Origin of the sequence: Pseudomonas brassicacearum, assembly GCF_000585995.1 — a bacterium.
Taxonomy (GTDB): Bacteria; Pseudomonadota; Gammaproteobacteria; order Pseudomonadales; family Pseudomonadaceae; genus Aquipseudomonas; species Aquipseudomonas brassicacearum_A.
This window is the reverse complement of the sequence record NZ_CP007410.1, coordinates 124,262-140,314: the sequence shown is the minus strand read 5'-3', so window position 1 is coordinate 140,314 and position 16,053 is coordinate 124,262. Positions and strand designations below refer to the sequence as shown.

At 63.1% G+C, this 16,053-nt stretch carries 13 protein-coding genes and 1 pseudogene; 3 read left to right on the top strand and 11 right to left on the bottom strand.

The annotated features are described in order from the left end of the window. Positions 1-19 precede the first annotated feature (19 nt). The gene (locus CD58_RS00660) at positions 20-1,021 is read right to left on the bottom strand and encodes a zinc-dependent alcohol dehydrogenase family protein (RefSeq protein ID WP_025211176.1); all 1,002 of its coding nucleotides are present in this window, start codon (positions 1,019-1,021) and stop codon (positions 20-22) included. Between the two features lie 107 nt (positions 1,022-1,128). Between CD58_RS00660 and CD58_RS00655 the strand changes: the two genes are divergently transcribed. Next, positions 1,129-2,007: a LysR family transcriptional regulator gene (locus CD58_RS00655; RefSeq protein ID WP_025211175.1), complete on the top strand. Its 879-nt coding sequence runs from the start codon at positions 1,129-1,131 to the stop codon at positions 2,005-2,007. Positions 2,008-2,016: 9 nt separating this feature from the next. Here CD58_RS00655 and CD58_RS00650 read toward each other — a convergent pair. The 3 genes and pseudogenes from CD58_RS00650 to CD58_RS00645 form a co-directional block, all read right to left on the bottom strand. Next, positions 2,017-3,329: pseudogene (locus CD58_RS00650) on the bottom strand (MFS transporter). 39 nt (positions 3,330-3,368) lie between these two features. Next, positions 3,369-3,542 (bottom strand): hypothetical protein, encoded by a 174-nt coding sequence (locus CD58_RS31175; RefSeq protein ID WP_185045960.1) that lies wholly within the window; start codon positions 3,540-3,542, stop codon positions 3,369-3,371. A 113-nt stretch (positions 3,543-3,655) separates the two neighbouring features. Then, on the bottom strand, positions 3,656-4,216 hold the full coding sequence (locus tag CD58_RS00645; protein WP_025211174.1) for a YbhB/YbcL family Raf kinase inhibitor-like protein: 561 nt from the start codon (positions 4,214-4,216) through the stop codon (positions 3,656-3,658). A 138-nt stretch (positions 4,217-4,354) separates the two neighbouring features. Here CD58_RS00645 and CD58_RS00640 point away from each other — a divergent pair, with 138 nt between their 5' ends. Further along, entirely contained in the window at positions 4,355-5,887 is a 1,533-nt protein-coding gene (locus CD58_RS00640; protein WP_025211173.1) for an FAD-dependent oxidoreductase, read from the top strand. A 184-nt stretch (positions 5,888-6,071) separates the two neighbouring features. On the opposite strand, the gene pgaD is transcribed toward CD58_RS00640, so the two are convergent. From pgaD to trpB, 6 genes are all read right to left on the bottom strand, one after another. Further along, positions 6,072-6,578 (bottom strand): poly-beta-1,6-N-acetyl-D-glucosamine biosynthesis protein PgaD, encoded by a 507-nt coding sequence (gene pgaD, locus CD58_RS00635; RefSeq protein ID WP_025211172.1) that lies wholly within the window; start codon positions 6,576-6,578, stop codon positions 6,072-6,074. Continuing rightward, positions 6,575-7,930, bottom strand: a complete 1,356-nt coding sequence (gene pgaC / locus CD58_RS00630) for a poly-beta-1,6-N-acetyl-D-glucosamine synthase (protein WP_025211171.1) — start codon at positions 7,928-7,930, stop codon at positions 6,575-6,577. The genes pgaD and pgaC overlap by 4 nt, the downstream gene beginning before the upstream one ends. A 1-nt stretch (position 7,931) precedes the next feature. Next, positions 7,932-9,929: a poly-beta-1,6-N-acetyl-D-glucosamine N-deacetylase PgaB gene (gene pgaB / locus CD58_RS00625; RefSeq protein ID WP_025211170.1), complete on the bottom strand. Its 1,998-nt coding sequence runs from the start codon at positions 9,927-9,929 to the stop codon at positions 7,932-7,934. A 12-nt stretch (positions 9,930-9,941) separates the two neighbouring features. After that, positions 9,942-12,422 carry a poly-beta-1,6 N-acetyl-D-glucosamine export porin PgaA gene (gene pgaA, locus CD58_RS00620; protein ID WP_025211169.1) on the bottom strand — a complete coding sequence of 827 codons (2,481 nt, stop codon included), beginning with the start codon at positions 12,420-12,422 and terminating at the stop codon, positions 9,942-9,944. A gap of 249 nt (positions 12,423-12,671) precedes the next feature. Further along, positions 12,672-13,484 (bottom strand): tryptophan synthase subunit alpha, encoded by an 813-nt coding sequence (gene trpA, locus CD58_RS00615; protein WP_025211168.1) that lies wholly within the window; start codon positions 13,482-13,484, stop codon positions 12,672-12,674. Next, on the bottom strand, positions 13,484-14,716 hold the full coding sequence (gene trpB, locus CD58_RS00610; protein ID WP_025211167.1) for a tryptophan synthase subunit beta: 1,233 nt from the start codon (positions 14,714-14,716) through the stop codon (positions 13,484-13,486). Before trpB ends, trpA begins: the two co-directional genes overlap by 1 nt. A 113-nt stretch (positions 14,717-14,829) precedes the next feature. On the opposite strand from trpB, the gene CD58_RS00605 reads away from it, so the two are divergent. After that, a complete protein-coding gene (locus CD58_RS00605) occupies positions 14,830-15,747 on the top strand; it encodes a LysR family transcriptional regulator (protein WP_025211166.1) in 918 nt (305 codons plus the stop codon). Here the strand turns inward: CD58_RS00605 and CD58_RS00600 are convergent. Beyond that, positions 15,720-16,046, bottom strand: a complete 327-nt coding sequence (locus CD58_RS00600; RefSeq protein WP_025211165.1) for a DUF883 family protein — start codon at positions 16,044-16,046, stop codon at positions 15,720-15,722. The genes CD58_RS00605 and CD58_RS00600 overlap by 28 nt on opposite strands. Positions 16,047-16,053: the final 7 nt, after the last annotated feature.

The window sequence follows — 16,053 nt, the reverse complement described above, 5'->3', positions numbered from 1 at the left end:
TGACAGTATCGCGGCCCGGTCACGCAGCCCCGATTTCCACCACCGTTTTTCCCTTCCCCCGCCCCTCGGCTACCTGCGCAAAGGCCTCATTGACGTCTCCCAGGCCAAACCGGGTTTGATCGACCTTGATCCGCAACACTCCGGCCTCGACCAGCACCGACGCCTCCCGCAAAATTTGCCCGTGGTGCTCGCGGCCCCTGCCCGTCAGCAGCGGCATGAGGGTGAACACGCCGGAATAACTCGCTCCACGGAACGACAACGGTGCGAGGCTATGTTGTCCCCAACCGAGACAGCTGAGGACATGACCGGTGTAGGTTTTCACCGCATTGAACGACGCATCCAGGGTCGGGCCACCGACGGTGTCGTAGACGATGTCGAAGCCCTCGCCATCGGTGTGCAGGCGTACGTAACTCTCGGTGTCCTGGGTCCGGTAGTCGATGGCGGTGGCGCCCAGTTCATGAATGAAGTCCAGGCTGGAGGCCGAGCCGGTGGCGTAGACCTCGGCGCCACGAGCCTTGGCAATCTGCACGGCCATTTGCCCGACACCGCCCGCGCCGCCATGGATCAGCACTAGTTGGCCGCGCCGGACGTTGGCGCGGTCTACCAGCCCTTCCCAAGCCGTGATGAACACCAGCGGCAAGGCGGCGGCTTCACGCATGCTCAGTGCATGGGGCTTGAGCGCAATCAGGCGGGCATCGACGGCGATGTATTCGGCCAACGCACCTTGGGCGCCGCCGATCCCGCCGGCCATGCCGAACACCTCATCGCCCGGCGCGAAGTCGTTCACGCCGTCACCCAGTTCGACCACCGTCCCGGCCAGGTCGATACCCAATACGGCGGGCAGCGGCTGGCGGGCATGGGCACCGCCTCCCGCCGCAATCTTGGTATCCAGCGGATTGACTCCGATCGCATGGACCTTGATCAATACCTGGCCTTTGCCGGGTACAGGCCGCGGGATATGACGGACGACCAGAGGGGCCTGGGCGGTTTCGGCAATGGCGGCGAACATGGTGTTGTTCATGACGGTAAACCTCCAATGAGTGGGTGAGTTCATGTTGCAGCCGCCGATGCATTCCGATAAGTAAGCAACAATGGATAGGATTTATTCCAAATAGAGGCCAAATCCTGATGGATCTGTTCGACGCAATGCAGGTGTTCGTACGGGTGGTGGAACGTGGCTCGTTCTCGGCCGTCGCCCGGGAATTGAACCTGGGCCAACCCGCGGTGAGCAAACAGATCCGCGCGTTGGAACAACATCTCGGTGGAGCGTTGTTTGCCCGCAGCACCCGCCAGCTCGCACTGACCGACCAGGGCCAGCGTTTCTACGCCGAGAGCAAGGAAATACTCGCCAGCCTGAACACGGCCAAGCTCAGTTTCGCCAGCGGGCAGGAACAGATCGCTGGCCCCCTGCGTGTGGCGGCGCCAGTGAGTTTCGGGCGGTTATGCATTGCGCCGTTGGTGGGCGCGTTCCTGGCGCGTCATCCAAAGGTGCGGATCGACCTGCGGCTGAGCGATCAAAACGAGGATGTGCTGAAGGAAAACATCGACGTTGCCATTCGGATCGGCGCGGTGAAAAACGAAGGGCTGGTGGCCGTTTCCCTCGGCGACAGTCCGCGCCGGGTCTACGCTTCCCCGGCGTATCTGCAACAACACGGCACGCCGCTGGAGCCGGCTGATTTGGCCCGCCATAACTGCTTGGGCTTCACGCTGCTGGAGCATTACGACGTCTGGCGATTCGATCAGGAGGGCAAGCGACACAACGTGACCATCAAGGGCAACGTCACCAGCAACAGCAGCGAAGCGATCCGGGAAATGGTGCTGACCGGGTTGGGTATTGCGCTGTCACCGCAATGGTTGTTCGCTGCCGATGTGCGCCAGGGAAGCGTGTCCACGCTGCTTGCCGATTACCAACCGGTGGCGCAGCCCATCAGCGCCGTCTTCAGCCATGACCGCCGCCGGTCGGCACGGACCCGTGCCTTTGTGGATTTTCTGCGTGAGCGTCTTTGAGCGGCTGGATCAGGATCCACAAGCCAACGACGGCTGCACAGCCTTCGTATCCCGCCCCGGAAAATACGCCGCCGCAGCCACCCCCACCGCCCCCATCACCACGCAATACCCTCGCACACCCACGGGCTCCACGGCACCAGCGCGATCAACAGCAACGGCGTCATGCTCGCCCATAGCGCATAGGCGATGTTGTAGGTGAACGAAATACCGGACACTCGAATCTTCGGCGGAAACAGGCTGACCATCACCGAAGGCACCGCGCCGACCACGCCGCAACCCAGGCCGGCGATGGCATAGGCCAGGCCCAGCCAGGCGCCGCCGCTGATCAGGCTGGCATAGAGCACCGCGATGCCCACCGGCAGCAACAGGCTGTAGAGCATGACGGTGCGCCAGGCGCCGATGCGGTCGACGATCAGGCCGGCCAGGACGCAGCCGATGTTCAGGAAGACGATGCCCAGGCTACTGAGGGCGAAGGTGTGGCTGGGGCTCATGCCGAAGCTTTTCTGCATCACGGTCGGGGTGATGACCACGAACACCACCACGGCGGAGGTCAGCACGCAGGTGAGGATGACGGCGGGCAACAAGGCATTTCGATGGTCCCGCAGGACCGTGCGCAACGGCAATTCCGCCGCGCCTTCGCGATTGGCTTGCAGGGCCATGAAGATCGGCGTTTCGCTCAGCCAGCGGCGTAGCCAGACGCCGATCACGCCGAAGACCCCGCCTAGCAGGAAGGGCAGGCGCCAGGCGTAATCGAGGATCTCCGCCGGCGTGTAGATCCGCGCCAACGCCGTGGCGGTCAGGGCGCCGAGCAAGTAGCCGAAGGTCAGGCCGGCCTGGAGGAAACCCAGGGCGTAGCCACGATGATGCAGCGGTGCATGCTCGGCCACGAACACCCAGGCGCTGGGCACTTCTCCGCCCACTGCAGCGCCTTGCAAGATACGCAACGCCAGCAACAGCAACGGGGCGAAATAACCGATTTGCGCGTAGGTCGGCATCACACCGATGAGCAGGCACGGCAAGGCCATCATCAGGATGCTCAGGCTGAACACGCGTTTGCGTCCCAGGCGATCGGCGAAGTGCGCCATGAGGATGCCGCCCAAGGGTCGCGCCAGGTAACCCGTGGCGAAAATTCCGAAGCTTTGCAGCAAACGCAGCCAATCGGGCATTTCCGGCGGGAAGAACAGTTGGCTGAGGGTCAGGGCGAAGAAGACGAAGATGATGAAGTCGTAGATCTCCAGCGCGCCGCCCAGGGCCGCGAGGCCCAGGGTTTTGTAATCGGATCGGCTGAAGCGTTCGCCTGGCAGATGAGAGGTGGCAGTCATAGGCAGTTTTTGAACAAAAGGTTGAGAAAGGGCGACGGTTCAGTCGTCGCGACCGTGGTCCACGGGCGGAGCCGGTGGCTGGCCTGGCTCGGCGTCTTCGGCCTCGTCGGCAGGCAGGAAATCCTTGCGGCTCTGGGCGATAGCCCTGCGTATCTCATCGCCCTTGGTGGGGCAGTTCAGGAGGCGGGCGATGCCGTCGGGTTTCTGCGTCATCGCCATCCTCCGGCATGAGTGAACAGGGGCTCGATAGTGCTCGCTTTTGGCGCTTGATGCCAATTTTGTGGTTGGGCTGCTTTGCAGCCCAGCAGAAGCTTATGTTGCCTGGCCTAGCGGTGGTAGCGTCGCACGACGCTGCTGTTGCGCAGGACATGGCCGTTGATCTTTTCCATCAATTGGGCGCGTGTAAGCCCGGCGGGCAAGGCGTCCGGCGGCAGGTCCAGGGCGAAGAGCTGGATCAGGTAGTGATGGGCGCTGTCGCCGATGGGCGGGCAAGGGCCGATGTAACCGTGGGTGTTCTTGCTGTTGATACCGCTCATGCCTTCCAGCGTCGGCTTGGTGCCGGCACCCGCCGGAATCTGCCGCGTGGTGGCCTTGATGCCGTAATGGATCCAGTGGTCGACGCCCTGCCCCCGCTGACCGTCCGGGTCCAACATGACGATGGCATAGCTGAGGGTGCCCGGTGGGCCGGCATTCCAGCTCAAGGCCGGGGAAACGTTCTTGCCACCACAATTGTTGGCGTCACTGGCCGCCGCAGCGGTGAAGAGACGGTCGTCCGACACGCCGGGGATGTTGAGGGTGAAACGCTCCTCGGCCTGGGCAGCCCCTTGTGCGCACAGCACCAGGGCGATGGCCGCCAGCCAGGGGGTTAGGGAATTCAATCGGGTCATACCGGGCACCTTGTACGAATCAGGCCATGGACGGCTTGCGAACTATAGCCGCAGCTTCGTCCCGGTTGCAGTGACAATTATGCTGAACCTCATTCCTATCAGCCGACTCCAACAGGAAACGCCTGCCGGAGACCGACCATGCCCCTGCATCAAGTCGCCCGCTTCGCCGATGTGCGCGAAGACCGCGGCCTCGAAGTCAACCTCAACGACACGCCCATCCTGCTGCTGCGTTCAGGCGGCCAGGTACGGGCATTCCAGGGCAAGTGCCCCCACGCTGGCGCGCCGCTGGCCAAGGGTGCGGTGTGCCACGGGCGGCTGATCTGCCCTTGGCACAAGGCCGCGTTCCGGGCTGAAGACGGCGCCCTATGCGAGCCGCCGGCCCTGGACAGCCTGGAGCGCTATCACGTCGAGGTGCGAGACGGTAACGTCTGGGTCGATGACCAGCCACTGCCAACCCATAAAATCCCGCCGGCCGATGATCCACGCACATTCGTCATTATCGGCGCCGGTGCAGCGGGCACCGCCTGCGCGGCGGCGTTGCGTGAGAAGGGGTTTGGCGGCCGAATCCTGTTGATCGACCGTGAAGCCGAAGCCGGCTACGACCGTACAGTGCTGAGCAAGTATGTATTGGCCGGCGACATGCCGGTCAACGAGACGGCGCCGCTGCGCGATGAAACTTATTTCACCCAGCAGCGCATCGAAAGGCTCCACGGCGAGGTCACCCATTTGGACCCCAGTGCCCGGCAAATCCAGCTCGCCGATGGCCGGCGCCTGGACTACGACGCCGCGCTTATTGCCACAGGCGGGGAGCCGAAGACGCCAGCGCTGCCCGGCATCGATTTGCCGCAAGTTTTCGTGCTGCGTTCGATCGCCCACGCCCGGCAGATTCTCGACACTGTCCGGCCAGGGCAACGGGCGGTGATCATCGGCGACAGTTTCATTGCCCTGGAGGTCGCCTCGTCCCTGCGCAAGCGCGAGCTAAACGTGACCGTCCTGGCCCGGCATCCAGTGCCGTTCGCCGCGCAATTGGGCGACAGCGTCGGCAAGGCCATCCTCGCCCGGCATCAGGCCAACGGCGTGGTGTACCACACCGACGGCGAAGCGGCACGGATCGAGGGAGCGCACGAGGTCGAAGCCGTGGTGCTGGATAACGGCCAGCGTTTGGCTGCGGACCTGGTGATCGTCGGCATCGGCGTGCGTCCGGCCACCGAGCCATTTGCCGATTTACCCCGGGAACAGGACCAGTCACTGTCCGTTGACGCGGGCATGCGTGTGGCTGATGGCTTATGGGCCGTGGGTGATATCGCGACGTTCCCCCTGAACGGCAAGCCTGTGCGCATCGAACATTGGCGCCTTGCCCAGCAACAGGCACGCATCGCCGCCGCGAACATGCTCGGCGGCGATGAGCATTATCTGGATGTGCCGTTTTTCTGGACCTATCACTTCGGCAAACGCTACGACTACCTTGGCCACGCCGAGCAATGGGACGAGATAGAGTTCAAGGGCACGCCCGAACATCCGCCCTTTATTGCCCTGTTGGGAAAAGACGGCCTCGTCGCCGCCGCAGTGGCCTGCGATGAAGGCCGGGCCATGGCGGCGCTGGCCCAGCGCATGAAGCAACCGCTACCGGTGGACGAAGCCTGGCGGCTGGTGCGGGATTTCTCATCGTAGATCTATCCCACCCCCCAAATCCCTGTGGGAGCGAGCTTGCTCGCGATGACGGTGGGCCAGTCACTTTCAATGTGGCTGACACGACGCTATCGCAAGCAAGCTCCCACAGTTTTGTCTTGCGTTGACCGAAATATCCACCACGCCCCCAATCCCTCTTGCTCGCGTGGCGGTGGGTCAGCTTGCATCAATGCACAGACTGATCGGCCGGCAGGTGGATAACCCGCGGACGTTCCAGGGGGGCCAGGGGCGGGGGCTGCAGGGAGGGGCTGAGCAAGTGGAAATGCGGCACGACGTGGCTGATGTCGCCGTCCTGGTTGTTGTGGATGATCTTCGAGCCAGGCTGGCGCAGTGTTTCCAAGCGCTCGTCGGTCAATTTGAAGCTGTCGCTCAAGCCTTGATCGTCCACCACCGGCGCTGGCAGCCGTCGTTGGGCGAAGCTGCGGCTTTTGCGCTGTTGATAACGCGCCCACAGGATCAGGATCACCGCGTTGACCAAGGCGATCCAGCCGTAGATCTGCAACGTCCCGAGGGTGTCCAACCACGAGCCGCCGAGTCGTGGACCTGCATGGCTGTCGAACAATGGCCAGAGCCCATTGATCAGCAGATACACCAGCCCGACCCACGCCAGCACCGTGAAGAGAACGTCAATGACCACCAGCAACGGTCGCTGCCGGGTCCTGATAATTTTCATCGGATCACTTCCTCTTCCTGATCATCGAACGGTTTGATACCGCGATCCGGGCTGACCCAGCGCGCACGCTTCTGATGCTGTCCGAACAACACTTTGGGAAAACTCACCAGCGTGGTGAACAGGCTGATCAACCAGAACACCAACGGGTACCAGACCACCCAGAACATGATGTGCCACAGGCCTTTCTCGTAGCGGCGATCGATCAGGATGCTCACCCCGAACTGCATCAGGCACACCACCGCCAGCAGCAACCCGGTGAAGGCCGGCGGCATCAGGTGATCCACCGCGATGGCCGCTGGCATTTCGACGAACTTACCGGCGCCCCAGAAAATCACCGACAGCAGGAAGGTGAATGCCCAACCGGTGGACAGGCAATATTCGAACAACAGCGGCCACAGATAGCGGTGGCGGTACTGCCAGATGCCCCGGATGTTCTTGAACAGGACTTCGGCACCGCCCTGGGCCCAACGCAGCCGTTGCCGCCACAGGCCGCGCAGGGTTTCGGGCATGAGGATCCAGCACAAGGCACGGGGTTCGTAGAAGATGCTCCAGTGATCCAGTTGCAGCTTCCAGCTGATGTCGATGTCCTCGGTGATCATGTCCGGGCTCCAGTAGCCGACCCGGTGCAGGGCCGTGCGACGGAACGCGACGATCACGCCGGAGACGGTAAAGATCCGCCCGAAAACCCGCTGGGTACGCTTGATCAGTCCAATGATTGAAGAGAACTCACCGACCTGCACCCGGCCGATCAACGTGGAGCGGGTGCGGATGCGTGGGTTGCCGGTCACCGCGCCGAGGCGGGCGTTGTCCAGCATCGGCGCCACCAGATAAGCGCAGGTGTTGGGCGCCAGCAGCGCGTCACCGTCGATGCACACCAGGTATTCGCTGCGCGCCGCGATGGCGCCCATGCGCAGGGCCACGGCCTTGCCCTGGTTTTCCGCCAGGTGCAGCACGCGCAGGCGCGGGTCTTCAGCCGCCAGTTGGTCGAGCATCTGGGCGGTGTTGTCCTTCGAGCCGTCGTTGATGGCGATGACTTCGATGTTCGGGTAATGCTGGCCCAGCGCCGCGTGAATGGTGTCGGCGACGTTGTCGCCCTCGTTGAAGCACGGAATCAGGATGCTGATCAGCGGCTCGCCGGCCAGGGGCGGCGGCAGGGTATCGTCCTTCCACGGCCAGTGGCGTTCCCAGTGCAGCCAGAAATACAGGCCGCCGGCAATCCACAACCCGGACATGAACAGCGGGTAAAAGAACACGAAGTCCATCAGGAATTGCCCGGTGACCAGGAAGATCAGGCCCAGGGGCACCCCAAGGACAATCGCCAGCACCAGCAAGGCGAGCAGTCTGTCGAACATGTCAAGGATTCCACTTGTTGGAGAGCGCCGGCCGCACGGTTTTAACGGCGGGCTGGTCTTCGATGAAGTTGTCCGGGTAGTAGCCGAAGCTGGTCACGCCCGAACGCTTGAGGCGTCCCATCCATTCGGCCAATTGTTTGCCGTCGATGTCGCTGTCCGGTTCGCTGCGCCAGTCACGGGCCTGCAATTCGAATACCGTGCGCTTGAGGGCGCCGGGGCGGGCCTTGACGGTCTCCACCAGACGCTCAAGCCAGGGACCGGACTGTTGGAGGGTCTGGTTTTCCATCAGCGGCATGGCCATCGGTGCCGTCCAGTCGTAGGCGCCGAGGAAGTCGTCGAGGTTCTGGGCGAACCAGGCTTCGCTTTCAGGATTGAGCATCGGCTCGGCAAAGATATTGCGCGCCGTTTTGACCTGCGGACCGCGAATCGCCCGGACCTTGGCGGTGAGCTCATGGGTGAAGTCGATCAGGTAACGGCTCTTGAAGCGGGTCCAGCGCTGCATCGCCGCCGGGTCGTCCCGCAGGGTGGCGATGGATGTCGGCAAGCCGTTGGCGGCATAGACTTTCAGTGCGGCGGGGCCGGCGTCTTCGAAGTCGGAAAACACCGCGTCGTCATGGTAGAGGACCCCTTCCAGCGAACTCATCCGCGCCAGGTCTTCATAGATCTCGCCGATGACCTGCCGGACGTTCGGATCGAACGGCGACAAGCGCACATATTGATCCGGGTCGACACTGGTCTTGCCGGTTTTCGGGTCCCAGCGCTGCACGCGCGGCAGCTTCGCATCCAAGGCAAAGCTGAGCACCGGCATCCAGGCGAACACCTTTGCGTTGGCGCGGGTCTGCAATTGCCAGGCGACCCGGTCGAACAAATCGGCCCGTACCGGTAGGTGACGGTTGGGGAAGTACAGCGAATGCACCAGGCCGTCGCCTTTCGGATCGGCGAACGCTTGCAGGAACACGGTGTTGGCGCCCAGGTCGACGATACGCTGGATCAACTTGCCGACATTTTCCTCTTGCTGCACCGGGTCCGGGTCGTAGACGTAATCCAGGTCGACATGGACCACCCGCATCGGGTCCATTGTCTGTACCGACACGATGCTTTCGGCAAAGTGCGCGCCGTCCGGATCGGACGCCACCAGAAAACGCGGGCCGCTCATCAAGTTATCGAGGCTGTCGAGGCCGTCCTCCAGGGTCAGCGCCATTTGATAGCCTTCCTTGCCGATCACCTGCAACGCGGTGCCGTCGGCTTCCCCGTAAGGCCACACCCAGACGCGTGGGCTGTAACCGGTGACCTTGCGGATTTTCTCGGAAATGGCCACAACGTCCTTGCGCTGACGCGCCTGGAAATCGGCCTCGGCTTCATAGCGGCCGGTGGCGGCATCGTAGCGCCGGGTGGTCGCCGCCGGTTGCTGGTTGCCTTGCGGGTTGGCGAGGATGCCTTTGTGATTGGCGTCGGTGTGGGCGGCGATTTCCACCAGGCCTGATTTGGAAACCTCGCGAATCTGCTCCCAGGTTAAGAATTCGGAACGCTTGCGCGGCACCCCGGCGAAATCCACCGTTTGGTTCAGCGGCGTATCGACCCAACTGCCCACCGGAGCCAATATCGCCGGCCAGTTATAGGCGCGCAGAATCGGCATGACCCGGGTGTAGAAGCTGGAGTAACCATCGTCAAAACTCAGCAGCACCGCACGCGGCGGCAGTTCTGGACCGCCGTTGCGGGCGGCGATGATCTGGTCCACGGTGACCGGCTGGTAGTTATTTTCCCGCAACCATGCCAGCTGTTCGATCAACCGCTCGGTGCGCACCGCCACCAGCGCCTGGTCCGGGTCACGGTCCTCGACGTCATGGTAGGCAATGCCGAGCACATGGTTCTTCGGCCACGGGGCATCATTGGCCGCCACCGGGCGTTGCGAGGGCGGCGTGAACGCCGGGGCTTGCTGGGCACAAGCGCTGATCAGCAAGACCCCCAGCAGAAGGATGAATCGCGAAATGACAGGCATCTTCAAACTCTTCTAGAAGCGGTAGGTGAGGTCGACAAGCAGGCGCAGATCGCTTTCGCGGTCGCCGTCGTAAGGGCGGTTGAGCCAGCTCAACGCTGCGCCGGCCTCCAGCACGTCGTTCCAGATGAAACGCTGGCCGTAGCCGAGCAAACCCATGGCGCCGGTGCTGTGGTCGCGCTGGCTGTAGGTCCCGGCACCGGCCTGGAACTGCTGGCTCCAAGTGGTTTCATAGCGGCGGTACAACACGTGGTTGGCAGTCACGGTCGGCATGACGGTGAAGTCCGACTTGGGATTGAAGTAGGGCACTTCGTTGGAGCCGCTGTTGCGACTGGCCGCCACTTCCAAGCCCAGTTCCACTTGCAACCGCGGTGCGCTGTAGATGCCTTCACGCCCGGTCAGCACAGCCTCGAGGCGGTTATTACCATCGCTGAAATGCGACGGGCTGACAGCCAGTCGCCACTCGCGACTTTCATTGGCACGCCAGCGGACGAAACCACTACCGCCGTTGGCGCGGATGCCGCTGTTGAGCGCCCGCAGCGGGGTTTCGGCCGAGAGGTAATCCAGGCTGCCGCCGTACTGCCAGTGGTCATTGATGTCCCGAGCCACTGCCACGCGGGCGCCCTGTTTATCACCGGAACCATACGAGTGATTGGAGACCTCGGCTTCCAGGGTCATGTCGCGGGTGCGGCGCTCGACGCCCAAGCGCTGCCAACGGTGATGACCGGTGCCTTCCTCGAAATCCCCAGTGGCGTAGCCGGTGCCGCCGAACAGCCGCCAGTCTTCGTCGATGGGTGGGCTGTAAAGCAGCGTTTCGATACCAAAGTCGCGACTGCCGGTGACCGCACCGGCCTCACCGTTGCCGCCGCCGAAACTTTTGCCGGTGTAGGCTTCGATGCGCAGTTCGGCCATGTCGTGCACTTCGCGCAGGCGTTGCAGGCGTTTGACATGGGCGTTTTCCGGGAAGCGGGCGACCAGGTCATCGGTCAGTGCATCCATCTGCCGCCATTCCTGCAAATCCATGGCCGCACGGGCTTGGCCAATTTCCAGGTCACGGCTGCGCGGTGTCGTGGTCTCGATTTCCTTGAGCAGGCTTTCCGAGCGTCGCGGCCAGTCCCGGGCCTGGTACAGATCGACCTGGGCCAGGCGCATGCCGACGTTACCGGGGCCTTGATTGACCAGGCTTTCCAAGCGCGCTTCGGCGGTGGGCAAGTCGGCGCCATAAGTACCGGCCTGGGCGGCGAGTTGCTGGGCGTCCATCCATTCATCGTTGGGGTCGCCGATCGGCAGGCCCTTGAGTTCGATGCGAGGCGGCTGGGATTTCGCCATGTCTTCGGCCAGCGCACGGGCCTCTTCAGACTTCTCACTTTCCAACAGCGCGTAGTAGAGCGCGGTGCTGTCTTCGAAGCGGTCCGCAGGGTCGGCATCCGGCGCCGTCAGTGCGCGGCGGTACAGATCGACGGCGATCTCCGGCTCCCGCTGCTCCAGGTAGGAAGAAGCCACCCAGCGCAGGGCGTAAGTCGGAATGCTCACGCCCTCGGCGACCAGCTTCTGGTATTCGGCAATCACTTCAGCCCGACGAGCGCGGGCGTTGAGGGCTCCCATACGGTCGATGCGCCAGCGGAGCACGTCGTCATGGGCCTCGGCCACGGGGGTCCAGGTGGCGAGCAACTTGTCGTAATCGGCCAGGGCACGGTCAGCAATGATGAAGCGCTCTGTTTCGCTGCGGCTCGCCATGTCCGTCAGGCGCACCCGTTCGGCCGCCACATCGCCCTCCAGCCGCCGCTGCATGCCACGGTCGATCAGCCCCGGCTGTAGCCGCGCCAGGCGCAGAGCCGGCTCGGGCAGGCGAGCACGTTGCAGGGCAAAGATATATTCGCGCGCAATCTCAGGCTTGTTGCCGGCGCGGGTGAAGGCCTGGTCATACTCGAACAGCGCCTCATGGGGATTGTCGGCACGGGTCAGCGCGTAGCCCAAAGCCAGTCGGCGCATGGGATCTTCAGGCTTGGCGGCGACCAGGGCCTTGACGCGGCTGACGGCTTCGTCGGGCTTGCCGGCATCGGCCTGGGTCAAGGCCAGACCAAGTTGCAGGTCGGGGTTCTGAGGAGCAATCACCAGCGCCTGGCGATACAGCTCGGCAGCCGCGTCCCAACGCTTGAGGTTGCGATAGGCGCGGGCCGTTGCGCTCAGCGCCTGGACCGGCAAGTCGCGATAGCGGCCCTGGGCTTCATAGACCTTCACGACCTCCCCATCGAGGCCAGCCCAACTGGCGATCTGCAGATGGTCGCTGATCTGCGCGGTACTGGCCTGGGCCGGCGGTACCTGGCGCAACGCGTTCAACGCTGGCGTGTAATGGCCTGCGCGGGCGTCGAGCACCATCTGGTCATAAGCGGCATCGGCAAACGCCAGCGTCGGCCAGCACAATTGGCTGCACAACACGAAGCGAAACAACGGGCGCAAACCACATTGAATAAAAGGACCCACGGTACGCGGCATTCGTCAGCATCCTTACATGGCCAGCCGGGTCGCAGTGCCCCCTTGCCCATCAAACAGGAAGCCGGATCAAAGGAATCCAGCCAAGCTCTAATGGGCCAAGTGTTGCACTATCGGACAGGTCATCTTTCAGAACGCCACAATTCTTCAGAATCGATGCAGATTTCAGCGGTGGGGTGATCGACAGGCAAAAAAAGGGGTTCAGAACCAGGTTCTGAACCCCTTTTTGTGACCCGCCGCTTGAACTGGAAATCAGCTCACGCGCGCGTTTCGTACACCCTCGGCCAGGGCAGCGCACAAGCTCAATACCCCATCGATCGCCTGCTCCGACGTATCGGCTTTGGCGATATGGTCGATCAGCGCCGAACCGACCACCACACCGTCGGCCAACCGGGCAATGGCGGCGGCCTGCTCCGGCGTACGGATGCCGAAACCAATGCTGATCGGCAAATCGGTGTGACGACGCAGACGCGCCACGGCTTCTTCCACATGCTCCAGCGTCGCGGCGCCAGCGCCGGTCACCCCCGCCACCGACACGTAATACACAAAGCCGGAACTGCCATTGAGCACGGTGGGCAGACGCACGTCGTCCGTGGTGGGCGTGGTCAGGCGGATGAAGTCCAGGCCAGCGGCCTGGGCCGGTTCGCACAGCTCGCTGTTGTGCTCGGGCGGCATGTCCACGACGATCAGGCCATCAACGCCGCAGTCCAGCGCCTCGCCAATGAAACGCTGCACGCCGTAGCGATGGATCGGGTTGAAATACCCCATCAGCACCAGCGGCGTCTCGGTGTTGTCTTTGCGGAACTCACGCACCATTTGCAGGGTTTTCGCCAGGTTCTGCTGGGCGCCCAAGGCGCGAATGTTCGCCAACTGGATCGCCGGGCCATCGGCCATCGGATCGGTGAAGGGCATGCCCAACTCGATCACGTCGGCACCGGCCGCCGGCAGCCCCTTGAGAATCGCCAGCGAGGTGTCGTAGTCCGGGTCGCCAGCCGTGACGAAGGTCACCAGGGCCGCGCGGTTCTGTTCCTTGAGTTCGGCAAAACGGGTTTGCAGGCGGCTCATCAGTGTTTCTCCTGCTGGGACTGTTCCATGTGGTGCATCACGGTTTGCATGTCTTTGTCGCCACGACCGGACAGGTTGACCACCATCAGGTGATCTTTCGGCAGGTTCGGGGCGCGTTTGAACACTTCAGCCAAGGCATGGGCGCTTTCCAGCGCGGGAATAATCCCTTCCAGGCGGCAGCATTTGTGGAACGCTTCCAAGGCTTCGGCGTCGGTGACCGAGGTGTATTGGACCCGGCCAATGTCATGCAACCAGGCGTGTTCCGGACCGATCCCCGGGTAGTCGAGGCCGGCGGAAATCGAATGGGCATCAATGATCTGCCCGTCGTCGTCCTGCAGCAGGAAGGTGCGGTTGCCGTGCAGTACACCCGGGACGCCACCGTTCAGGCTCGCCGCGTGTTTGCCAGTCTCGATGCCATAGCCTGCGGCTTCGACGCCGATGATTTCGACGCTCTTGTCGTCCAGGAACGGGTGGAACAGGCCCATGGCGTTGGAACCACCGCCGATGCACGCCACCAGGCTATCCGGCAGGCGGCCTTCCTGGGCTTGCAGTTGCTCGCGGGTTTCCTTGCCGATCACGGCCTGGAAGTCGCGCACCATGGCTGGATAAGGGTGCGGCCCCGCCACGGTGCCGATCAGGTAGAACGTGCTGTCGACGTTGGTCACCCAGTCGCGCAGGGCCTCGTTCATGGCATCTTTGAGGGTGCCGGTGCCGGCGACCACCGGGATCACTTCGGCGCCCAGCAGCTTCATGCGAAACACGTTGGCCTGCTGGCGCTCGATGTCGGTGGTGCCCATGTAGATCACGCAATCCAGGCCGAAACGCGCGGCCACTGTGGCGGTCGCCACGCCGTGCATGCCGGCGCCGGTCTCGGCGATGATGCGTTTTTTGCCCATCCGCCGCGCCAGCAGGATCTGGCCGATGCAGTTGTTGATCTTGTGCGCGCCAGTGTGGTTCAGCTCTTCACGCTTGAGGTAAATCTTGGCGCCGCCGCAGTATTCGGTCAGGCGTTCGGCGAAATAGAGTGGGCTCGGACGACCGACGTAGTCACGCTGGAAGTAGGCCAATTCTTTAAGGAACGCCGGATCTTCCTTCGCCACTTCGTATTCGCGGGCCAGGTCGAGGATCAGCGGCATCAGGGTTTCGGCCACATAGCGGCCACCGAAGGCACCGAACAGGCCATTGGCGTCGGGGCCACTGCGCAGGTTGAAAGGGGTCGTAGACTGGGTCATCGGGGCGCTCCAGGCAAATGCATAGAAAGACAATGAAGGCCACTCTACCCCTGACATCCCGTGCTGAAAACCGATAAGATCGCCGCAACCTGTCAGGAAAACTCACAGATACCATGAGCCACGATCTTCCCCCGCTCAACGCCCTGCGCGCCTTCGAAGCCACTGCCCGCCTGAACAGCGTAAGCCAGGCGGCCGAACAGCTGCACGTCACCCACGGTGCGGTCAGCCGACAGCTGAAGGTGTTGGAAGAACATTTGGGCGTCAGCCTGTTCAGCAAGGATGGTCGCGGCCTGAAACTCACAGATGCGGGCATGCGCCTGCGCGACGTCAGCGCCGACGCGTTCGAGCGCCTGCGTACAGTTTGCGCAGAGCTGACGCAAAGCACGGCAGATGCCCCGTTCGTATTGGGCTGTTCGGGAAGTCTGCTGGCGCGGTGGTTCATTCCCCGCCTGGGCCGGCTCAATGCCGACCTGCCAGACCTGCGCTTGCACCTGTCCGCCGGGGAAGGCGACCTTGACCCGCGGCGACCTGGGCTGGACGCCTTGCTGGTGTTCGCCGAGCCGCCCTGGCCGGCAGACATGCAGGTGTATGAGCTGGTCAGCGAGCGGATCGGCCCGGTCATGAGCCCGCGCTACGCCGGTTTCGAGCGCCTGCAAAGCGCCCCGGCCAGGGCAATCCTGGACGAGCCCCTGCTGCATACCACCTCTCGACCCCAAGCCTGGCCGACCTGGGCACGACAAAACGCCCTTGAACCCCAGGCATTGAAGTTCGGGCAAGGGTTTGAGCATTTGTATTACTTGCTGGAGGCGGCTGTAGCGGGGCTGGGCGTGGCTATCGCACCCGAGCCGCTGGTGGCCGAGGACTTGCGTGCCGGTCGCCTCGTCGCGCCGTGGGGCTTCGATGAAACCCCGGCGCGACTGGCATTGTGGCTACCCAAGCGCGCCGCAGACGGCCGCGCCCGGCAATTGGCGCAATGGCTCAGGCATGAGCTGAACCCATCGACTCAGTCACCGCGTTTGCACAACAAATAAGCGGCCAATAAACCCAGCGCCCCGACGGCAACGCCGGCCGTGGTCCATGGGTGTTCCTGAGCGTAATCGCGTGTGGCAATCCCGGTTTCACGGGTTTTTACCTTGACCTCTTCATACGCATCGCTCAGCAGATGCCGAGAGTGTTTCAGTGCGCTCTCAGCATTGGCCTTGAGCGACTTGAGGGTCTTACGCGACTCGTCCGAAGCATCGTCCTTCAGGCTTTCCAACGACTTGAGCAGACTCTCGATTTCCGCTTCCATGCTTTGCAACGAGGCTTTACGTAACGAATTGCTGGCCATGGTGGCT